The organism is Quatrionicoccus australiensis, from assembly GCF_020510425.1.
In the GTDB taxonomy this organism is placed as follows: domain Bacteria; phylum Pseudomonadota; class Gammaproteobacteria; order Burkholderiales; family Rhodocyclaceae; genus Azonexus; species Azonexus australiensis_A.
The window spans coordinates 479,076-500,020 of sequence record NZ_JAHBAH010000001.1; the positions used below are offsets into that span (position 1 = coordinate 479,076).

A 20,945-nucleotide genomic window follows, 5' to 3' on the forward strand; every position below is an offset into this window, starting at 1 on the left:
AAGGGCTGACATGAATATCGACAACGCAAGCAACTGGGATCCGCAAGCACTGGGCCTCATCCCGATGGTGGTAGAACAGAGCGGCCGTGGCGAGCGCTCTTACGACATCTACTCCCGCCTGTTGAAAGAGCGGGTGATCTTTCTTGTCGGCCCGGTTAACGACAACACCGCCAACCTGGTCGTCGCCCAACTACTGTTCCTTGAAGCGGAAAACCCGGACAAGGACATTTATTTCTATATCAACTCGCCGGGTGGTTCGGTGACGGCTGGCATGTCGATTTACGACACCATGCAGTTCATCAAGCCCGACGTGTCGACGCTGTGCATTGGTCAGGCGTGCTCGATGGGCGCCTTCCTGCTCAACGCCGGCGCCAAGAACAAGCGCTTTGCGCTGCCCAATTCACGCATCATGATTCACCAGCCACTCGGTGGCTTCCAGGGCCAGGCCTCGGATATCGCCATCCACGCCAAGGAAATCCTCTCCATCCGTGACCGTTTGAACCGGATCATGGCCGAACACAGCGGTCAACCGCTGGAACGGATCGAAAAGGATACCGACCGCGACAATTTCCTTTCTGCTGACGAAGCGGCAGAATACGGCTTGATTGACAAGGTGCTTACCCGCCGCGATGCGGCTTGACCGGAGAAATTCAGATGTCTAAAGGCGGCCAGGAAAAACTGCTGTACTGCTCCTTCTGCGGCAAGAGCCAGCACGAAGTCAAAAAGCTTATCGCCGGCCCGTCGGTGTTCATCTGTGACGAGTGCATCGCACTGTGCAACGACATCATTCGTGACGAGTTGCCCGAGGAAGCCGCCAAGGCAGGTCGCTCCGACCTGCCGACGCCGCGCGAGATCAGTTCCATTCTCGACCAGTACGTGATCGGCCAGGAAGTTGCCAAGCGCATCCTCTCGGTTGCCGTGTACAACCATTACAAGCGCTTGCGCCACACCGCCAAGAACACCGGCGAAGTGGAACTGGCGAAGAGCAACATCCTGCTGATCGGCCCGACTGGTTCCGGCAAGACCCTGCTCGCCCAGACGCTGGCCCGCATGCTCAATGTTCCCTTCGTGATGGCCGATGCCACCACGCTGACCGAAGCCGGCTATGTCGGCGAGGACGTCGAGAACATCATCCAGAAGCTGCTGCAAAAATGCGATTACGACATCGAAAAAGCACAGCAGGGCATCGTTTACATCGACGAAATCGACAAGATTTCGCGCAAGTCCGACAACCCGTCGATCACCCGTGACGTTTCCGGTGAAGGCGTGCAGCAGGCCCTGCTCAAGCTGATCGAAGGCACGGTTGCCTCGATTCCGCCGCAGGGGGGCCGCAAGCACCCGAACCAGGACTTCGTCCAGGTCGACACCACCAACATCCTCTTCATTTGCGGCGGCGCCTTCGCCGGCCTGGAAAAGGTCATCCAGAAGCGCTCCGAAAAGGGCGGCATCGGCTTCGGTGCCGAGGTCAAGAGCAAGGACGACGGCAAGGCTGTCGGCAAGATCCTGCTCGAAACCGAACCGGAAGACCTGATCAAGTTCGGCCTCATCCCCGAACTGATCGGCCGCCTGCCGGTCGTCGCAACGCTGCAGGAACTGGAAGAAGACGCTCTCGTCCAGATCCTGACCGAACCCAAGAACGCTCTGGTCAAGCAATACCAGAAGCTGTTCAACATGGAAGAGGTCGAACTGGAAATTCGCCCCGGCGCCCTGTCGGCCATTGCCAAGAAAGCACTCGATCGCAAGACCGGTGCCCGCGGCCTGCGCTCGATCATGGAACATGCCTTGCTCGACATCATGTACGAACTTCCGGGCATGGAGAATGTCGAAAAGGTCGTCATCGATGAAAACATGATCACCGGCGACACCCCGCCGCTGCTCATTTACGCCGATCAGCCAAAGGTTTCCGGCTCCAACTGAGCCGGGACTTGAATTGCGGTTCCCCGCCCCCACTTAGGGGGCACATACCTATTTCAAAGGCATCGTAATGTCGAACCCCAACACGCTCCCGGAAACCGTCGAACTGCCGCTGCTGCCGCTGCGCGACGTCGTCGTTTTCCCGCACATGGTCATCCCGCTTTTCGTCGGCCGCCCGAAATCGATCAAGGCCCTCGAAATGGCCATGGAGGGCAACAAGAACATCCTGCTCGTCGCGCAGAAATCGGCGGCCAAGGATGAGCCGGAGCCGGAAGACCTCTACCGCATCGGCTGCCTGGCCAATATCCTGCAAATGCTCAAGTTGCCGGATGGCACTGTCAAGGTGCTGGTTGAAGGCACCCAGCGCGCCCGCGTCGAAGCGATCGAAACCCAGTCTTCGGTTTTCATGGCCACCGCCGTGCCGCTGCCGCAGGCCGCCGTCGAAGATCACGAGATTGAGGCGATGCGCCGCGCCGTGGTCGCCCAGTTCGACCAGTTCGTCAAACTGAACAAGAAGATTCCGCCGGAGGTGCTCTCCTCCATCGCCGGCATCGAAGACGCCGGCCGTCTGGCCGACACCATCGCTGCCCACCTGCCGCTCAAGCTTGAGCAAAAGCAGGAAGTACTGGAAATGGACAGCATCCGCGACCGTATCGATCGCCTGCTCTCGCAGCTCGAATCCGAAATCGACATCCTGCAGGTGGAAAAGCGCATTCGTGGCCGCGTCAAGCGCCAGATGGAAAAGAGCCAGCGCGAGTACTACCTCAACGAGCAGGTCAAGGCCATCCAGAAGGAACTCGGCGAAGGCGAAGAAGGCGCCGACCTCGAGGAACTGGACAAGAAGATCAAGGCTGCAGGCATGAGCAAGGAAGGCCTGGCCAAGGCGCAGGGCGAGCTCAAGAAGCTCAAGCTGATGTCGCCGATGTCGGCCGAAGCCACCGTCGTGCGCAACTTCATCGAAACCCTGATCGGCCTGCCCTGGCGCAAGAAGACGCGCATCAGCAAGGATCTGCGCGAGGCCGAGAAGGTACTCGACCAGGACCACTACGGCCTCGACAAGGTCAAGGAACGGATCGTCGAATATCTCGCCGTGCAGCAGCGCGTGGACAAGGTCAAGGCGCCGATCCTGTGCCTGGTCGGCCCTCCCGGCGTCGGCAAGACCTCGCTCGGCCAGTCGATCGCCAAGGCAACGAACCGCAAGTTCGTACGCATGGCCTTGGGCGGCGTACGTGACGAAGCCGAGATTCGTGGCCACCGCCGCACCTACATCGGCTCGATGCCGGGCAAGATTCTCAGCAGCCTGACCAAGGTCGGCGTGCGCAACCCGCTCTTCCTGCTCGACGAAGTGGACAAACTCGGCCAGGATTTCCGCGGCGACCCGTCGTCGGCGCTGCTCGAAGTGCTCGACCCGGAACAGAACCACACCTTCCAGGACCACTACGTCGAGGTCGATTTCGACCTCTCCGACGTCATGTTCGTGGCCACCGCCAACACGCTGAACATCCCTGCGCCGCTGCTCGACCGCATGGAAGTCATCCGCCTGTCCGGCTACACGGAAGATGAAAAGGTCAATATCGCGATGCGCTATCTGCTGCCCAAGCAGATCAAGAACAACGGCCTGAAGAAAACCGAGATTTCGGTCGCCGACAGCGCCGTGCGCGACATCGTCCGCTACTACACCCGCGAAGCCGGTGTCCGGGCGCTCGAACGCGAAATCTCGAAAATCTGCCGCAAGGTCGTCAAGACCCTGGTGCTGAAAAAGCGCGACACCAAGATCCTGGTCAACGCCAAGAATCTCGACAAGTTCCTCGGTGTCCAGCGCTACAGCTACGGCATGGCCGAAAAGGAAAACCAGGTTGGTCAGGTCACCGGCCTGGCCTGGACCGAAGTCGGCGGCGAACTGCTGACCATCGAATGCGCCAACATGCCGGGCAAGGGCAACATCCTGCGCACCGGCTCGCTCGGCGACGTCATGAAGGAATCGGTCGAAGCCGCCCGCTCCGTCGTGCGCGCCCGTTCGCGCCGCCTCGGCATCAAGGACGAAGTCTTCGAGAAGACCGACATCCACATCCACGTTCCGGAAGGCGCCACGCCCAAGGATGGTCCGTCGGCCGGCATCGCCATGACCACGGCTCTCGTTTCCGCTTACACAGGCATCCCGGTGCGCTGCGATGTCTGCATGACCGGCGAGATCACCCTGCGCGGCGAAGTCCTGCCGATCGGCGGCCTCAAGGAAAAACTGCTGGCCGCCGTACGTGGCGGCATCAAGACCGCGCTGATCCCGTCCGAGAACGTCAAGGATCTCACCGAGATCCCTGACAACATCAAAAACAAGATCGAGATCGTCCCGGTCAAGTGGATCGACCAGGTGCTCGAACGCGCACTGGAGCGCTTGCCCGAGGCGCTCCCCGAGTTGGCCGAGCAAAAATCAGAGGTCGCTGCAACGGCTGAAAACCCCGCTGCGCAAACCGTGCTTACTCATTGATTTGTAAGGAAAGGCCTGCCGATGCATCCGCACCGGCAGGCCTTGGCCGTTAACGAGCCCCGGAAAACCCGCGAGAATCCGCTTGACACAAGGATTTCGCCAGATATATAAATCCGTCCTCACAAAATTTCGCTTCTCAAATCCATCCACCTAGGGGACTCAAGATGAACAAAACCGAACTGATTGACCAAATCGCCGCTTCTGCTGACATTTCCAAGGCTGCCGCCGGCCGCGCCCTCGACGCTACCGTCGAAGCCGTCAAGGCTGCCCTGAAGGCCGGCGACACCGTCAGCCTGATCGGCTTCGGCACCTTCTACGTTGGTGAACGCGCAGCCCGCACCGGCCGCAACCCGCGCACCGGCAAGACCCTGGAAATCAAGGCCGCCAAGTCGCCGAAGTTCCGCGCCGGCAAGGGCCTGAAAGACGCCATCAACTAATCGCATGACGGGTGCTTAGCTCAGTTGGTAGAGCGTCGCCCTTACAAGGCGAATGTCGGCGGTTCGACCCCGTCAGCACCCACCAGGATTCCTCTACAGGAAACCACGAACCCCGCTCCTGTAGCGGGGTTTTTGCTGGAAGAGCAAGAAAATGACCGCGCAAAAGATATCGCACGAAGACGACAAGACCGGCGATGCGCTCAAGGCCCAGCGCTTTCAGATGCTGGCCGACATTGCCAAGGAACTGGCCGGCGAAGTTGTCTTTCCCACCCATTTTGATGCAGTCATGCGCCTGCGCAAGGTCTTGCATGACCCGAATGTATCGTTGCGCGCCATTAGCGCCGCAATCGCCGGCGAACCGCTGATCAGCGCCAAGCTGCTGCAGTTGGCCAATTCGGTCGCATTCAATCCGGGCGCCATTGAGGTGGTCGACCTGCAGGCTGCCGTGACCCGCCTGGGACTCAATGTCGTACGCAGCTCGGCGCTATCCATCGTCATGACCCAGTTGCTGCGTGCCAAGGGCATGGCCGCCTTTGCCGACCTCACACAGACACTCTGGGATCACTCGATACGTACGGCAGCAGGCGCCCGCGTCATTGCCCGCCAGCTGACCCGGATCAATCCCGAAGAGGCCATGCTGGCCGGACTGATCCATGATCTGGGCGCCTTCTACATGCTGTACCGCGCCACGCAATACGACGGGCTGCGTGAGCGACCGGACAGTGTCAAGCATCTGATCATCGAGTGGCACGAAAGCATTGGCGTATCGCTGCTCAACGCACTCGGGCTACCCGAGGAAATCGTCAGGGCCACCGAAGAACATGATCGCCTGCGCGCCAGCCCCAACCCACCCCGCACCCTGGCAGACGTGGTCTATATTGCCAACATGCTGGCCGGCGGCCACTTCGAGTGGACCATGCAGGGCAACCCGATGAGCACGCCGGACCGCGAAGCCCTGGAGGCGGCTTACGCCGACCTCCAGCCGGAAATTGATACCCAGCTCACCGCAATGCGCGAGAGCTTCGCCTGAAGCCGCAGCAAGCTAGTCCTTGCGCCCGAATCCGGTCTTGACCTGGGTTGAAGCCAGCACGCCACGCAGGATATTGATTTCATCCTTTTCAAGACGAACCCGGCCAAACAGGCGGCGCAATTTCGGCATCAGCCGGCCCGGCTGTTCCGGATTGTAAAAACCGGTTGCGGTCATGACTGATTCAAGATGACCGTACAAGCCCTCCACCTCATCATGACTGGCAGGCAGCGAGACAAATGGCGTGACGCCGGGAACAACTACCGGCGGTTTCTCAGCAAAGGCTGCCATCCGACACTCGTAGCACAATACCTGCACGGCTGAACCAAGATTCAGCGAACTGAAATCAGGATTGGTCGGAATCGTCACGGCAGCATGGCAATGCTGAATTTCGTCGTTGCTCAGCCCCATGGTCTCGTTACCAAAAACCAGCGCGACCTCACCCTGGGCCGCCTCGGCAAGCAGTCTGGCAACCGTTTCGCGGGGCGCCCCGAGTGCCGGCCCCAGATCGCGCTGCCGCGCCGACAGCGCGACGACAAATACGGTACCGGCGAGTGCCTCGTTCAGCGTTGCGGTGATTTTGGCCTCCTGCAACAGGTCGACCGCTCCGGTGGCCCGGGTATCCGCCTCGGGATCCGGAAACTGTTTGGGCGCCACCAGATACAGCCGGGACAGGCCCATCGTCTTCATGGCGCGGGCCGCGGCGCCGATATTGCCCGGGTGACTGGGGCGGCAAAGCACGACTCTGATACGGGAAAGCAGGACTTCGGGGTTCATGGTGTAAAATTCGTTCTTTCAAATATATATCGGGTGGCTCTGGCCGCCCGTCAGCTCTTTAAGCCCATGCATCCAGCTCTGAATATCGCCATCAAGGCGGCGCGTCGCGCCGGCCAGATCATCAATCGCGCCTCGAACGACGTCGACCTGCTCAAGGTCACGGCCAAGCAGCAAAACGATTTCGTTACCGAAGTCGACAAGTTTGCCGAAGCCGCGATCATCGAAACCCTGCAGGAAGCCTACCCCGGGTACGGCATTCTAGCAGAGGAGTCCGGCGAGTCCGCCGGCAAGGGCGCAGCGGATGCCGAGTACCAGTGGATCATCGACCCGCTCGACGGCACCACCAACTTCATTCACGGCTTGCCGCAATACGCCGTATCGATCGCCCTGGCCAAGGCCGGCGTGGTCGAGCAGGCAGTGGTCTTCGATCCGAACCGCAACGAGCTGTTCACTGCCAGCAAGGGCGCCGGCGCCTTCCTCAATGAACGCCGCATTCGCGTCTCGAAACGCCTTCGCCTGGAAGGCTCCCTGCTCGGCACCGGCTTTCCGTACCGCGAGTTCGACAAGCTCGACACCTACCTCGCCATCTTCAAGGAACTCGCCCAGAGAACCGCCGGCATGCGCCGTCCTGGCGCCGCCTCGCTTGACCTGGCCAATGTCGCCTGCGGCCGCTACGACGGCTTCTGGGAGTTCGGCCTGGCCCCCTGGGACATGGCGGCCGGTGCCCTGCTCATTTCCGAAGCCGGCGGCCTGGTCAGCGACCTGCGCGGCAACACCAACTATCTCGAAACCGGCAATCTGGTCGCCGGCACGCCGAAGGTCTTTGCACCGCTTCTCAAGATGATCGAGAGCAAGCTGCCAGAGACCATTCGCGGCTAAATCGCCGACAAGCAAAAATACCAAACCAAAAAAAAGCCAGCTTGCAGCTGGCGTTTTTTTGTTCCCCAAACCGAAGCAGGACAGACATCGAAAATCGGCGAGTTCAATTCAGGCCGAAGCGTGCGCCTGCAGCACAGCCAGTTGCTCGTCGCTGATTGACTCGAAGCGCAGGCCAACCAGATGCTGATGCCCGACACGGCGAATGCGCATGACGCTGACGAAGGCCTCGACCGGCGACGCAAGTTCAGGCGACTCGATGCGGCAGACACCAACTTCGCCGCTCGGACGTGCTCCAAGCACGGCAACATCCAGCATGATGCCAACCCCGGTCACCGAAACATCGGCCAGCGGAAACTCGAAATTTTTCCCGCCGAGAGTCAGATGAACCTGACCTTGCAGAAAAATGCGATGGGATCGACGACGCTCTCTCATGGTGCTTTCAAGCAGGAAAAATCAGCCTGCATTTTCCCATGGCGAGCGCAGACAAACCATGGGCAACAGAACAAACCAGCGAAAGGCGCGGGAAAAATACCGGAACCAGCCCCAAAAAAACAACGCAAGGAAATTGCGCCAAGCCAGGCTTAGCGGTCGACATCCAAAACCGATGCAATTTCCGCCAGGCCAAGCAACGGCGGCTCAGCGTTATTTCTGTTCGGGCTCTTCCGGATTGAACTGGAAGCCGGTAAACATCGTGCGGGTCTGGGTCTGCAGCTGATCCTGCATCGACTGGAACATTTTCTTCGACTGTTCCATATAGGCCGTCATCATGTTCTGCATGGCCGGCTGCTGGAAGTTGAGAAACTGCGCCCAGAAATCAGCCTGCATGTGACTGTTGTCGCCCGGACCGTAGACAGTGCGCGACTGCTCCTGCAGCTTGCCCTGAAAATCAACGAAGGTCTTCATGTTGTTTTCCAGATACTTGCCGAGCATGCCCTGCATGGCGCTACCGTAGAAACGAATGAAGCCGGAAAGCAGATCGCTCGAGAACAGCGGCATGCCGCCCGTTTCTTCTTCAAGGATGATCTGGAGCAGGATGCTGCGCGTCAGATCTTCCGCCGTCTTGGCATCGACGACCTTGAATACTTCGAACTTGAGAACAAGTTCCTTGACATCACCCAATGTGATGTAAGCGCTCGTCTTGGTATCGTAAAGACGACGGTTGGGGTATTTCTTGATCAGGCGTACCAGTTCCGACATGCTGCGATCCTTGAACGATTTTGTGTGCAGTGCAACATTATAGCTAAAAAAACAGGCGCCCGGAGGCGCCCATTCTTGTTGCAATGCAAAAATTCAGCAATGTTTCATGCCGAATTTCGCAACATTGCTTACTGGTAGTACAGACCGCCGTTGATGTTCATCGTGGCGCCGGTCATGAAGGCAGCCAGATCGGAAGCCAGGTAGGCGCAGGCGCCACCGATTTCTTCCGGCTTGGCCAGACGCTTCATCGGCACGGTGTCGATGATGGACTGCAGAACTTCCGGCTTGATCGCCATGACCATCTTGGTGGCAACGTAACCCGGGCAGATGGCGTTAACGGTCACGCCCTTGGCGGCCAGTTCGGCAGCCAGTGCCTTGGTGAAGCCGATCACACCAGCCTTGGCAGCGGAGTAGTTGGTCTGGCCAGCCTGACCCTTGACGCCATTGACGGAGGAGATGTTGATGATGCGGCCATAGCCACGCTCGGCCATCTTGGCGGAGACTTGCTTGGTCATGTTGAACAGCGAGGTCAGGTTGGTGGCGATAACTGCATCCCAGCCGTCCTTTTCCATCTTGGCGAACATGCGGTCACGGGTGATGCCGGCATTGTTCACGAGGATGTCGACCTGGCCGCAAGCGGCTTCAGCTTCGGCAACCATGGTCTGGCAGGAAGCGATATCGGAAACGTCGCCAGCGACACAAACGAAATCCTTGAAGCCGGCTTCAGCCATTTCAGCCAGCCAGGCATCCTTGTTGTCGAACTGCGGGTGGTAAGAAGCAACCACCTTGTGGCCAGCCTTGGCCAGTTCCTGACAGATTGCGGTTCCAAGACCACCCATAGCGCCGGTAACGAGAGCAACACGTTGCGTCATAATTTTTCCTTCATTGTTGATATAAAGCGGGGTAAAAAATACGTCAGTCAGTACATGTGCTGACCGCCGTTTATGGAAATATTGGCCCCGGTGACAAACGCCGCTTCATCGGAAGCAAGGTAGGCCACGAGTCCGGCAATTTCCTCTGGCTTGCCCAGTCGGTTGACCGGGATTTGCGGCAGAATCTTTGAATCGAGAATCTCTTGCGGGATCGCTGTCACCATCTTGGTGCCAATATATCCCGGCGATATTGTATTTACTGTGACACCCTGCTTCGCCACTTCCAGCGCCAGCGCCTTGGTGAAGCCATGCATGCCGGCCTTGGCTGCAGAATAATTGGTCTGCCCGAATGCGCCCTTCTGTCCATTGACCGATGAAACGTTGATGACACGTCCCCAGCGGCGCTCGACCATACCATCCATGACCTGCTTGGTCATGTTGAAAACAGAATCAAGATTGGTATGCATGACGGCATCCCAGTCAGCCTTGGTCATCTTCTTGAAGGTCATGTCACGCGTGATACCCGCGTTATTGACCAGGACATCAACCGGCCCGACATCGGCAGCAACGGCCTCGACACAGGCGCGCGCCGAATCGAAGTCGGTCACATCACAAGGATAGGCCTTGAAACCATAGCCCATGTTGTGCATCGAATTCAGCCACTCCTGAACCTTGGGGTTCCCCGGCGAATAAGTCGTGACAACCTTGAAACCGAGCGCCGCCAGCTTGATGCATACCGCTTCGCCGAGACCACCCATACCACCCGTAACCAGTGCAACTCGCGTCATGTTCTTGATTCCTCTCCTCCAGCTTTTTTAAACCGCGCGCTCCTTGACGTAGCGACCGGGTGCCGGTTCGATCGGCTTGTATTTTGCATTTCCCGGTTTGCGCGGTGCCCGCTGTTCTCCTGACAACGGTTTCAGCCATTCGGCCCAGTCGGCCCACCAGCTGCCCTTCTTTTCTTCGGCAGCGGTCAACCAGCTTTCAGCATCCATTTTCACATCGTTGTTAATCCAGTAGCTGCGCTTGTTCTTGCTGACCGGATTGATCACGCCGGCAATATGCCCGGAAGCACCGAGCACGAAGCGCACCTGACCACCGAGAATGCGCGTGCTCTGGAAGGCCGACTGCCAGGGCACGATATGATCCTCACGCGTCGCCAGCAGATAGACCGGCATGTCCAGACTGCCGAGATCGACCTTGGTGCCGCACATTTCAAGCTTGCCCGGCACACGCAGATTGTTGTCGTGATAAAGGTTGCGCATGTACCAGCAGGCAAACGGCCCGGGCAGGCTGGTCGAATCCGAGTTCCAGTAGAGCAGGTCGAAAGCCGCTGGTTTCTGGCCCTTCAGATAGTTGCTGGTGACGTAATTCCAGACCAGATCGTTGGCTCGCAGGAAGGAAAAGGTGCTTTGCAGGTCGCGCGCCGGCAGCAGGCCGCCCTTGCCTATCGTCGATTCGCGCGCCAGCAGGCCGCTTTCATCAATGAAAAGACCGATTTCACCCGTATCGGAGAAGTCGAGCAACGTGGTCAGCAGGGTCAGCGAGGCGACAGGATCCTCGCCGCGCGCCTTCAGTACGGCCAGCGCCGAGGTCAGGATGGTGCCACCAACACAGAAGCCAAGCGCGTTGATCTGCTTGACCTTGGTGATTTCGCGCACGACGTGCTGCGCGGCAATCGGACCATGCTCAAGGTAATCGTCCCAGGTCAGATGCCCCTGCTCTTCCTTTGGGTTACGCCAGGAAACCAGGAAAACAGTATTGCCCTGCTCGACCATGAAGCGGATCAGCGAGTTTTCCGGCTGCAGGTCCATGATGTAGAACTTGTTGATGCAGGGCGGCACCACCAGCAATGGGCGGGTGCCGACCTTGGGTGTCAGCGGCGCATACTGGATCAGCTGCATCAATTCGTTTTCGAAAACGACGGCACCTTCGGTGGTCGCGATATTGCGGCCGACATCGAAGACCGTTTCGTCGGTCATCGAAATACGGCCCTTCTCGAAATCCTGAATCAGATTGTTGATACCGTCGGTAATGCTCTGTCCCTTGGTTTCCAGGGCACGCTGAATGAACTCGGGATTGGTCGCGGCAAAATTGGACGGCGCCATCGCATCGATCATCTGACGCGCCAGGAAACGCATGCGGTTTTTCGATTTTTCGTCAGCCGCGGGGATCAGCTCGACCATCTGGTTCACGAACTTGGTGTTCAGCAAATAGGCCTGATGCGTGTAATCGTAAATCGGGCTGTCACGCCACTCGGGAGCCGAAAAACGGCGATCGCCCGGTTCCGGCGCCACCTTGAAGGACTCCTGCTGCCCCTGCTGTTTGGCCAGCACGGATTGCCACAGCGACATCTGCTGATCGGTGAACTGCTTTTGCAGCGCCGTCAGTTGCTGCGGATCAATCGCCGGCGGAGGCGTGACATTGGGATTCCCGGCCTTGCCGACAAACTCCATGAACTGCTGCGCCATATTCTGTCCGGCTTGCATGAACTGCATCGCCGAGCCGAGAAATGCGTCGTTATTGTTCGATCCCTGATGCGCCATGGGTTTCTCTTTGATTTATCGTGGGCTTGAGCTTATCGATTCTCCATACCCCCCCGAATCCTGTCAATGAAAATTGTCGACCGGCGGAAACGACCATTTGGCAAGGCTTTCAAGCCATCCCCGCACAACACCGAAGAGTCTCACCAGGCATCCAATGCACATCAAGCCCATATTGTTGCAAGCGGTAACAATATGACCGGCTTCATACATTTGTGGCATCGCAAAAATGCGCCCCTACCAGAGCCCCGGGGTGAGCATGGCGAAAAGTTCTGAAACGGGGTCGCACCGCCTGCCCGACATTGCTTCTACAATGACGCCATGCCTCTAGCCATGATCATCGTCATCGGGTGGATTTATGTCACCCTGCTGGTCGCCGCCAACGAACCCACGGTCGTTGCCGGCATCGTTTCCTTCCTGTTTTACGGCGCCCTGCCATGCAGCCTGGTCGTATACTTCGCCGGCTCAAGGGTACGCCGCGAGCGCCGCAAGTACCGGGAACAAATGGCCGCCCGCCAAGCCCAGGACCCCGACGGGGTAGATGTGTCGACCGAAGACTGATCGAGCTTGCGGCGACGCCGGCTATTCGCCGACGAGATGCTGAACAATGCCGATCGACGCGATACCCAGCCCGATCAACAGCACCTGCTGCAGAGTCGCCTTGAGTTCCGTGCGCTTGTGCAGTCCGGGAATCAGGTCGGCAACGGCGACATAAATCATGCTCGCCGCCGCCAGCCCGAGCAGGGTCGGAATCCACTCCTGGAGATCGGACAGCGCAAAATAGGCCAGCATGGCACCGACCAGTGTCGCCAGGCTGGAAAGCAGGTTGAAGGCAAGCGCCCGCATTTTGCTGTAGCCGGAATGCAGCAGGATCATGTAGTCGCCAACTTCCTGCGGGATTTCATGGGCGATGATGGCCAGCGCAGTGACAATGCCAAGCTGGGTGCTGTCAAGAAAGGCCGCCGCAATCAGGATGCCGTCCACGAAATTGTGGAAGGTATCGCCAACCAGGATGAGCAGCCCCGAGCGCCCATGGTCATGGGCAGGGGCGTGCGCTTCGTGCGCCTCGCAGTGATCGTGGTGGCAATGCCGCCAGAGCACCAGTTTTTCCAGAACGAAGAAAACCATGATGCCGAACAACACGGTTCCCGCCATCTGGTGCGGCTCGCCCTTTTCCAGGGCTTCGGGCAGGATCTCCAGGAAAGCCGCCCCAAGCAGGGCGCCAATCGCATAGGAAATCAGCATGCTGATGCGTTGCGTACCGACCGCAACACTCAGTGCGGCAGCCGCCAGAACGCTCAGCAAGCCACCGGCCAGAGAAACGGCAATGATCCAGGAAAAGGTACTCACGACACCCTGAAATTGAGGGAAAGGCGCGGATTATACGCCGTCAGGCGAGAGGGCACGTTCGCCATTTTCCTGCCCGGACAATTGCGCTTCGGAAAGCAACCAGGCACGAAAAGCCACCGCCGAGTCGCGATCAGCCAGTACCTTGCGCATCACCAGAAAATAGGAATACGGCGACGGCACCGAGATTTCGAAAGGCACCCGCAAACGCCCGGCGGCAACATCGGCAGCAACCAGCGGCTTCAAGGCCAGCGCCACGCCCTGGCCATCCAAAGCAGCCTCCACCGCCAAAACGGCATTGGAAAAACGCGGACCGCGCTCGGCATCGACGCCCGTCACGCCGGCATGGCTCAGCCACTCGCGCCAGCTCGGCTGGTATTCGCCATCGTCTATCGTCTCATCATGAATCAGCACATGCCGGGCCAGATCCTGCGGGATTGCGAGCGGTCGCTCGGCGCTTGCCAGACGCGGGCTGCAAACCGGCACGCAATCGGTGGCAAAAATCTGCTCGACCAGGAAGCCGGGGTAATTGCCGGTTCCGTAGCGAATGGCCAGCGTACTGCCGGCCTCGCGCAAATCGGCTGCCGCCTCTTCAACGAGACGAATGCCGCCGCGCCGGTCAACCGCATCACCACTGCTCGAAAGTCGCAACTTGACGTCCGGATGCAGCGCGGCGAAACGCGGCAGACGGGGTACCAGCCAGCGCGCCGCAAACGACGGCGGCGCCGTGACCGTCAGCACACCGGCGCAGGGCTGGCGGGTACTATCGACGGCGGCGGCAAAACACTCGAAACCCTCGCGGATCTTCGGCAACATGGCCTCGCCCTGCGGCGTGATCTCGAGTGCCCGGGTCAGCCGGCGAAACAGGCTGAGGCCGAGATAATCCTCCAGAGATTTGATCTGCTGGCTGATCGCCGCCGGCGTCACATGCAACTCCTCGGCCGCCTTCTTGAAACTGAGATGGCGACTGGCCGCCTCGAAGGCACGCATGGCAGAAAGCGGAGGCAGACGATAGGTCATTGATGATTAAGTTTTTCTAAAGCATAGGATCATAAATTGTCGTTTGCCGCACCGCAAGCAAGTCACTATCTTTGCCAGCAAGCCGCCGCTGCGGCTCCCCCCTCCGCCAGTGAAAGGAAATACCAGAATGAAGAAGTCCCTGCTCGTTGCCGCCCTGCTCGCCGTCGCCCTCTCTGCCTGTGGCAAGAAGGAAGAACCGGCAACGACCCTGCCCGCACCGGCCGTTGCCCCCAGCCTCCCGACTGCCGCTGAAAGCGCGCCGGGTGAGCAAGCCAAGCCGGCCGAAGGCGCCAGCCTGAATGCCATGCCGGAACAAAAGCCAGCTGAAAGCAAGCCGGCCAACTGATTGCCGATGGCACAAAAGCCGACAGATAAGATTTTCTATTCCATCGAATAAAAAAATCTCGTTCGTTGGCCATTACTGCCCTTTGGTAAATTTGCGCACCGTCTCCTCCAGACCTTAATGCGCTTTGGATCTGGATTTGAGCCCGCCTTGTGCGGGCTTTTTTTCGGCCGGGTCATGCGGAGGCAAATCGACCCCTCTTTCAGGAGCAATAAACAATGGGTGGAGCATCCCGCGTCCATAATGCCGCCTTACGCGGCAAGATCATGTCGGCCATCGAGGCGGCCAATCTCATTCCCTCCGGCGTCAATGTCGGGATGAGTGGTTTTACTGGCGCCGGCTACCCGAAAGAAGTCCCGACCGCACTGGCCAAGCGCATCATGGATGCCAACCTGCACGGGCAGAAATTCAAGATCGGCGTATGGACCGGTGCCTCGACCGCACCTGAACTCGACGGCGCCCTGGCCATGGTCGACGGCATCGAAATGCGTCTGCCCTACCAGTCCGACCCGACCTGCCGCAAACGCATCAATGCCGGCGAGATGGAATACATCGACATCCATCTCTCGCATGTCGCGCAATTCGTCTGGGGCGGCTTCCTCGGCAAGCTCGACGTGGCCGTGGTCGAAGTTGCCGGCATCCTCGAAGACGGCCGTCTGATTCCGTCCTCCTCCGTCGGCAACAACAAGACCTGGCTCGACCAGGCCGAGAAGGTCATCCTTGAGGTCAACTCCTGGCAGAACCCGCACCTCGAGGGCATGCACGACATCTATTACGGCACCGCCCTGCCCCCGAACCGCAAGCCGATCCCGATCTGCAAACCGGACGACCGGATCGGCGAACCGTACTACAAGATCGATCCGAACAAGGTCATCGCCGTCATCGAAACGAACAAGGCCGACCGCAATTCGGCTTTCTCCGCCCCCGATGAAAACTCCCAGAAGATTGCCAATCACATCCTTGACTTCCTGCAGCATGAAGTGAAGAAGGGCCGTCTGCCAGCCAACCTGCTGCCCCTGCAATCGGGCGTCGGCAACGTCGCCAACGCCGTGATGGCCGGTCTGCAGGATGGTCCGTTCGAAAACCTGACCGCCTACACCGAAGTCCTGCAGGACGGCATGCTCGACCTGATCAAGAGCGGCAAGCTGACCTGTGCCTCGGCGACCTCCTTCTCGCTCAGCCCGAACGCCCTCGTCGAACTGAATGCCGATCTGCCGCGCTTCAAGGACAGCATCATCCTGCGCCCACAGGAAATTTCGAACCATCCGGAAGTCATCCGCCGTCTCGGCGTCATCGCCATGAACGGACTGATCGAAGCCGACATCTACGGCAACGTCAATTCGACCCACATCATGGGTACGGCGATCATGAACGGCATTGGCGGCTCCGGCGACTTCGCCCGCAACGCCTTCCTGTCGATTTTCATGACCCCGTCGAGCGCCAAGGGCGGCAGCATTTCCTGCATCGTGCCGATGGTCTCGCACGTCGACCATACCGAGCACGATGTCCAGGTCATCGTCACCGAACAGGGTCTGGCCGACCTGCGCGGCCTGTCGCCAAAGCAGCGCGCCAAGGTGGTCATCGAGAATTGCGCCCACCCCAACTTCAAGCCGGCCCTGCGCGAGTACTACGACCGGGCCCAGCGCTACTCGCCCGGCCGCCACACACCGCACCTGCTCGACGAGGCCTACAGCTTCCTGCCCAACTGGGTCGCCAACAAGGCTGCTCGCGAAGCGTGGCGAGAAGACTCGGTCGTCCAGGCCGACGCCTGGCGGAAGTAAGGCATCACCGCGAGGCCGCGCCAAAAGCGCGGCCTTTTTCACATACAGCATATTCTTTAAGCATCATTTTCCAGCTGCGGCTGCGATCTTCGCCTGCCATCCTGCTAAGATCCGGCATATCTCCATTTGCTGCGGAATGATTGCGTGCCATCAATAATCGACCGGTTCAGAGAGCAGGACCGCAAGCGGGAAATACCAGGCACTTCCCTTGTGCTGCTTGCCATGCTGCTCTCCTTGAGCGGGCCGATCATGGCCGAAGGCGAAAGCGAAATCGCCGACAAGCGTTTCGAGTTTGGCGGCTTTGGCACGCTGGGCATCGCCCAGACCGACAGCAACGATGCGCAGTTCATTCGTGACCAGAGCCAGGTCAAGGGCATCGGCAAGGGACTGAGCGGCAAGCTGGATTCACTACTTGGCGTACAGGCTTACTTTCGCGCCTCCGACTCGCTCGAACTGGTTGCGCAAGCCATTACCCGCTACGGCCCGCAAGGCAATTTCCAGCCGGATATTTCCTGGGCCTTCGCCAAATATGCACTGATTCCCAACAACCTGACGCTACGCGTTGGCCGCATGGGAACCGAGTTCTACATGCTCGCCGACTCGCGCCATGTCGGTTACTCCTATCTGACGGTACGGCCACCGGTCGACTTCTTTGGTGGTCTCGCTTTCCATTATGTCGACGGCTTTGATCTGGTTGGCACCGTGCCGGTCGGCGACGGCGTCCTCAAGCTCAAGACCTTTGCCGGCCAATCGAACGAGGTCGCCCCCATCGGCGAAGAGATATTCAGTTTGCGGCGCAATCCGATGTACGGCGCTTACCTGGACTACCAGCAAGGCAACTGGCAATGGCGGGCAACCTACGCCCAGATGACCTTCAAGCATGATTTGCCGGCGCCCGTATCAAGCCTGCAGGAGCAACTCACCGCCTTCGGCGCGACCACGGCAGCCCGGGCCATCGCCCTGACCAATACCACCTCGCGCTTCTACTCGGCGGGCGGCGTCTATGATCGCGGCCCGCTGCAGGTCCAGGCCATGCTGAGTTACACCGCGCATGAAAGCCATATTTACCAGAACACCAAGGCCGGCTATCTGATTGGCGGTTACCGCCTGGGCGAGTTCACCCCCTTCCTGGGCTACTCGTGGAGCAAATCGAAAAGCAAGGAGTTGTCGAGCGGCCTGCCCGACATTCCGTTCCACGACCTAAATGTCGCACTGGCCGGCGCCCTGGCCCGGGTTCATACCGACCAGCACACCTGGTCGCTCGGCACGCGCTGGGACTTTCGCCGCAACATGGCGCTCAAGGCACAAGTTGACCTGATCCGCGGCAAGCCGGATTCCATCTTTCTTTATCCGACCAGCACACCGGGCAAGTTCGATGGCAAGCTGAACGTCTTCAGTCTGGCGCTCGATTTCGTGTTCTGACCATCATGAAGCGCACCACATTCCTCCTGCTTTCCGCCCTGCTTCTGATCGCCGGACGCGACGCCTGCGCCGATCTGGTTGTCGTGGCCAACCCGAAAAGCGGCATCGAACACCTCAAACGCCAGGAAGTCATTTACCTGTTCATGGGGCGCTGGCGCCAGTTACCTTCCGGGGTCGAGGCACACCCGATTGACCTCGGCACTGACAGTACGGAAAGAACTGATTTCTACCGCCAACTGGTCAACAAGGAACCCTCGGAAATCAAGGCCTACTGGTCACGCCTGGTGTTTTCCGGTGGCTCGCGCCCACCCTATACGGCGGAAAGCCGCGAAGAGCTGATCCGCCTGATCAGCAGCACGCCCGGCGCTATCGGCTATATTGACCGCAGCCACATCGACAGCCGCTTGCGCATCGTTTTCGAACTGTCCGGTTCGCCCTAAAGGGCAGAATTATCCACCGGCAAAGCCGACAGGTCGGCTTCAATCAGTTGCCAGACGTCGGTGACTTCGCGGACCAGGCGACTTGTCTCGTCACGCTCATTCTGCCTGGCAGCAGCCTCAAGCTGCTGCATCAGCGCCGCCAGACGCGCCGCCCCCATGCTGGCGGCAGAAGCCTTGAGGCGGTGGCCAACCTGAGCCAGCGCAGCCATATCGCCGGCATCTTCAGCGGCAAGCATCTGTTGCACACCGCTGGCGGTCGACTGGATGAAAAGATCAAGAAAGCGGCGGATTTTTTCCGGATTGTGGCGCCCGAGTGCCGCGACAACCTGCATGTCAATTTCGCCCGACATGACAACATCGCTCTGTGCCGAGGCCACGGTTTCCGGCATTTCCGGCGGGTCGACCGGCGTGGAGGAGACCGGCGACAGGCGCAAAGACTTGAGCAATATCCGGAAGAACTGGGCCGGCTCAACCGGCTTGGAAATGAAATTCGTCATCCCGGCTGCCAGGCATTCCTCCCGGTCTTCCGTCCGTGCATTGGCCGTCATCGCGACAATCGGCAGATCGCGAAAGCGCGGATCATTGCGGATACGCTGCGTCGCCTCGATACCATCCATTTCCGGCATCCGGACATCCATCAGGACGCAATCGAAGACAGCCCGCTGCAGCAATTCGATGGCTTCGCGGCCATTGTTCGCCACCTCGACCACGACCCCGAACTCCTCGAGCAACTCCCGGGCGATCTGCTGATTAAGCAAATTATCCTCGGCGAGCAGAATGCGCAGTCCTTGCATGCCCGCCGGCAAGCTGACCGGAGCATGCTCCTCGGCAAGCACGGTCGAACCCGAAGGAGCGACGGCCAGATTGACCGTTGCCCAGAAAGTACTGCCCTGACCGGGCAGGCTATCAACACCAACCTCGCCCGCCATCAATTCGGCGAGCTGCTTGTTGATCGCCAGACCCAGCCCGCTGCCGCCGAACTTGCGGGTGGTCGACAAATCGGCCTGCTCGAAGGAATTGAAAAGCCGGGCGGTCTGTTCGACACTCAGACCAATCCCGGTATCCTGAACGGCAAAACGGATACGGCACTGCCCGTCCGTACAGGAGAGCAGACGCGCCTGCAGGCAGACCGAGCCCTTCTCGGTGAATTTGATCGCATTATTCAGATAATTGAGCAGGACCTGGCCCAGACGCATGCCGTCGCCACGAAGCTCGGCGGGAATCTGCGGATCAATGTCGATTTTCAGCGACAAGCCTTTTTCCTGCGCCTTCAATTCGGCAATTGCCGTGATCCGCCGCACCAGTTCAACAAGATTGAAGACCGCCGACTCCAGCTTCAGCTTGCCGGCTTCGATCTTGGCAAAATCAAGAATGTCATTGACCAGATCCTGCAAATGCCGCCCCGCGCCGCGGATTTTTTCCAGGTAATCGCGCTGCTTGGGCGTCAGCGTCGTCTTCAATGCCAGATGCGCCATGCCGACCACGGCATTGATCGGGGTGCGAATCTCGTGACTCATGTGCGCGAGAAAATCGCCCTTCGCCCGGCTGGCACTCTCGGCCTGCTCACGCGCCAGGGCCAGATGACTGTTCAAGGCATTGATATCCATCACCAGACGACCGATCTCGGTCGTTTCGTGGCCAGGAGGCAAGGGCAGGCTACCGCTTTGATCGTTGGTCATCCGGTGCAACTGGTCGGACATGCTTTTCATCGGCCAGACGATCCAGCGGAAAGCCGCAAAAATGGCAGCCACGATGATAGCCAGCAACTGCAGCAACAAGGCGGAACCGATGAAGATCAGTTCCTCGCGGTTCAATCGCTCGAGCTCATCCTGATTGGGTTCGATCACGATCTCGCCGACCTGGGCGCGAGGATCGAACGGCGAATAGATTTTCCGACTGACCGCGCCGAGCGAGATGGCCGGCGTCCCGGCGTCGGCAGGAGTCCGCGCAACACGGGCCAGCTCGCCCGAACTTGAACGAATCACTACACCGAGCACGACAGAGTTTTTGAGCAAGCCCTCGGCAATTTCCCTGGACAGCACCTTGTCTTCGACAAAACAGGCGGCACTGGCCGTACTGGCTACCGTATCGAGCAAGGCCTGCAAACGCAGCGCGACATCCTCACCCGTCCGCTCGAAAGCCACTGCGCCGATGATCGCAACCGAACAAATCCCGGCCAGCAGCGTAAAACCGATCACTGCCAAGGCACTTCGGAAAGCGATGCCACGTCGTACAAGAAATGTCATTTTTCTTCACTTCAGAACCCGAAACTATTCTGGCATAAAACCGATTGCACCCTGTTGAATTTTTCATTCGCCAGAAATGCAAGCCAATGCAGCTACGGGCATTCGCGACAAAGACAACTTAACAGCAGGTCGGGGATTTGATAGTGTTACATCACTGCGTCCGACGGCGAGCCTTGCCCAGTCTGACTTTCGACAACAACGACCGAACCGATCCG

23 protein-coding genes and 1 tRNA gene are annotated in these 20,945 nt (G+C 59.2%); 14 read left to right on the forward strand and 10 right to left on the reverse strand.

The features are described from left to right. Positions 1-10 precede the first annotated feature (10 nt). From clpP to KIG99_RS02510, 6 genes are all read left to right on the forward strand, one after another. The gene (clpP, locus tag KIG99_RS02485) at positions 11-640 is read left to right on the forward strand and encodes an ATP-dependent Clp endopeptidase proteolytic subunit ClpP (protein ID WP_226458655.1); all 630 of its coding nucleotides are present in this window, start codon (positions 11-13) and stop codon (positions 638-640) included. Positions 641-654: 14 nt separating this feature from the next. Beyond that, positions 655-1,917 (forward strand): ATP-dependent Clp protease ATP-binding subunit ClpX, encoded by a 1,263-nt coding sequence (gene clpX / locus KIG99_RS02490; RefSeq protein WP_264180387.1) that lies wholly within the window; start codon positions 655-657, stop codon positions 1,915-1,917. 67 nt (positions 1,918-1,984) lie between these two features. Beyond that, positions 1,985-4,399, forward strand: a complete 2,415-nt coding sequence (lon, locus tag KIG99_RS02495) for an endopeptidase La (protein WP_226458656.1) — start codon at positions 1,985-1,987, stop codon at positions 4,397-4,399. A 164-nt stretch (positions 4,400-4,563) separates the two neighbouring features. Further along, a complete protein-coding gene (locus tag KIG99_RS02500) occupies positions 4,564-4,836 on the forward strand; it encodes an HU family DNA-binding protein (RefSeq protein ID WP_203466293.1) in 273 nt (90 codons plus the stop codon). Positions 4,837-4,845: 9 nt separating this feature from the next. Beyond that, positions 4,846-4,921: transfer RNA gene (locus KIG99_RS02505), tRNA-Val, on the forward strand. Positions 4,922-4,987: 66 nt separating this feature from the next. Beyond that, complete coding sequence (locus KIG99_RS02510; RefSeq protein WP_226458657.1) at positions 4,988-5,866, forward strand: HDOD domain-containing protein; 879 nt, start codon at positions 4,988-4,990, stop codon at positions 5,864-5,866. A 12-nt stretch (positions 5,867-5,878) separates the two neighbouring features. Here KIG99_RS02510 and KIG99_RS02515 read toward each other — a convergent pair whose 3' ends face one another. After that, positions 5,879-6,640: an RNA methyltransferase gene (locus KIG99_RS02515; protein WP_226458659.1), complete on the reverse strand. Its 762-nt coding sequence runs from the start codon at positions 6,638-6,640 to the stop codon at positions 5,879-5,881. Positions 6,641-6,706: 66 nt separating this feature from the next. On the opposite strand from KIG99_RS02515, the gene KIG99_RS02520 reads away from it, so the two are divergent. After that, complete coding sequence (locus KIG99_RS02520) at positions 6,707-7,519, forward strand: inositol monophosphatase family protein (protein ID WP_226458660.1); 813 nt, start codon at positions 6,707-6,709, stop codon at positions 7,517-7,519. Positions 7,520-7,627: 108 nt separating this feature from the next. Here KIG99_RS02520 and KIG99_RS02525 read toward each other — a convergent pair whose 3' ends face one another. After that, positions 7,628-7,951 (reverse strand): PilZ domain-containing protein, encoded by a 324-nt coding sequence (locus KIG99_RS02525; protein ID WP_226458661.1) that lies wholly within the window; start codon positions 7,949-7,951, stop codon positions 7,628-7,630. Here KIG99_RS02525 and KIG99_RS02530 point away from each other — a divergent pair. Next, complete coding sequence (locus KIG99_RS02530; RefSeq protein ID WP_226461861.1) at positions 7,901-8,104, forward strand: hypothetical protein; 204 nt, start codon at positions 7,901-7,903, stop codon at positions 8,102-8,104. The two genes, KIG99_RS02525 and KIG99_RS02530, sit on opposite strands and share 51 nt — an antisense overlap. A gap of 57 nt (positions 8,105-8,161) precedes the next feature. On the opposite strand, the gene phaR is transcribed toward KIG99_RS02530, so the two are convergent. From phaR to phaC, 4 genes are all read right to left on the reverse strand, one after another. Beyond that, positions 8,162-8,716 (reverse strand): polyhydroxyalkanoate synthesis repressor PhaR, encoded by a 555-nt coding sequence (gene phaR, locus KIG99_RS02535; RefSeq protein WP_226440471.1) that lies wholly within the window; start codon positions 8,714-8,716, stop codon positions 8,162-8,164. Between the two features lie 128 nt (positions 8,717-8,844). Continuing rightward, positions 8,845-9,588, reverse strand: coding sequence for an acetoacetyl-CoA reductase (phbB, locus tag KIG99_RS02540; RefSeq protein ID WP_226458662.1), 744 nt, complete (start codon positions 9,586-9,588; stop codon positions 8,845-8,847). A 47-nt stretch (positions 9,589-9,635) separates the two neighbouring features. Next, a complete protein-coding gene (gene phbB / locus KIG99_RS02545; RefSeq protein WP_226458663.1) occupies positions 9,636-10,376 on the reverse strand; it encodes an acetoacetyl-CoA reductase in 741 nt (246 codons plus the stop codon). Between the two features lie 27 nt (positions 10,377-10,403). Then, positions 10,404-12,134 carry a class I poly(R)-hydroxyalkanoic acid synthase gene (gene phaC, locus KIG99_RS02550; protein WP_226458665.1) on the reverse strand — a complete coding sequence of 577 codons (1,731 nt, stop codon included), beginning with the start codon at positions 12,132-12,134 and terminating at the stop codon, positions 10,404-10,406. Positions 12,135-12,200: 66 nt separating this feature from the next. Here phaC and KIG99_RS02555 point away from each other — a divergent pair, with 66 nt between their 5' ends. Then, the gene (locus KIG99_RS02555; RefSeq protein ID WP_226458666.1) at positions 12,201-12,407 is read left to right on the forward strand and encodes a hypothetical protein; all 207 of its coding nucleotides are present in this window, start codon (positions 12,201-12,203) and stop codon (positions 12,405-12,407) included. Between the two features lie 45 nt (positions 12,408-12,452). Beyond that, entirely contained in the window at positions 12,453-12,692 is a 240-nt protein-coding gene (locus KIG99_RS02560; protein WP_226458668.1) for a hypothetical protein, read from the forward strand. Positions 12,693-12,713: 21 nt separating this feature from the next. Here KIG99_RS02560 and KIG99_RS02565 read toward each other — a convergent pair whose 3' ends face one another. Beyond that, a complete protein-coding gene (locus tag KIG99_RS02565; RefSeq protein ID WP_226458670.1) occupies positions 12,714-13,481 on the reverse strand; it encodes a ZIP family metal transporter in 768 nt (255 codons plus the stop codon). A gap of 30 nt (positions 13,482-13,511) precedes the next feature. Next, complete coding sequence (gcvA, locus tag KIG99_RS02570; RefSeq protein ID WP_226458671.1) at positions 13,512-14,498, reverse strand: transcriptional regulator GcvA; 987 nt, start codon at positions 14,496-14,498, stop codon at positions 13,512-13,514. 127 nt (positions 14,499-14,625) lie between these two features. On the opposite strand from gcvA, the gene KIG99_RS02575 reads away from it, so the two are divergent. Both KIG99_RS02575 and KIG99_RS02580 read left to right on the forward strand, forming a co-directional pair. Further along, a complete protein-coding gene (locus KIG99_RS02575) occupies positions 14,626-14,844 on the forward strand; it encodes a hypothetical protein (protein WP_226458672.1) in 219 nt (72 codons plus the stop codon). 215 nt (positions 14,845-15,059) lie between these two features. Beyond that, on the forward strand, positions 15,060-16,622 hold the full coding sequence (locus KIG99_RS02580; RefSeq protein ID WP_226458673.1) for an acetyl-CoA hydrolase/transferase family protein: 1,563 nt from the start codon (positions 15,060-15,062) through the stop codon (positions 16,620-16,622). A gap of 4 nt (positions 16,623-16,626) precedes the next feature. On the opposite strand, the gene KIG99_RS02585 is transcribed toward KIG99_RS02580, so the two are convergent. Next, entirely contained in the window at positions 16,627-16,773 is a 147-nt protein-coding gene (locus KIG99_RS02585; RefSeq protein ID WP_226458674.1) for a hypothetical protein, read from the reverse strand. Positions 16,774-16,844: 71 nt separating this feature from the next. On the opposite strand from KIG99_RS02585, the gene KIG99_RS02590 reads away from it, so the two are divergent. Together KIG99_RS02590 and KIG99_RS02595 are read left to right on the forward strand one after the other, a co-directional pair. After that, positions 16,845-18,044, forward strand: coding sequence for a hypothetical protein (locus KIG99_RS02590; protein ID WP_226458675.1), 1,200 nt, complete (start codon positions 16,845-16,847; stop codon positions 18,042-18,044). A 5-nt stretch (positions 18,045-18,049) separates the two neighbouring features. Then, positions 18,050-18,484 (forward strand): type 2 periplasmic-binding domain-containing protein, encoded by a 435-nt coding sequence (locus KIG99_RS02595; RefSeq protein ID WP_226458676.1) that lies wholly within the window; start codon positions 18,050-18,052, stop codon positions 18,482-18,484. On the opposite strand, the gene KIG99_RS02600 is transcribed toward KIG99_RS02595, so the two are convergent. Further along, a complete protein-coding gene (locus tag KIG99_RS02600; RefSeq protein WP_226458677.1) occupies positions 18,481-20,730 on the reverse strand; it encodes a response regulator in 2,250 nt (749 codons plus the stop codon). The genes KIG99_RS02595 and KIG99_RS02600 overlap by 4 nt on opposite strands. Positions 20,731-20,945 lie beyond the last annotated feature (215 nt).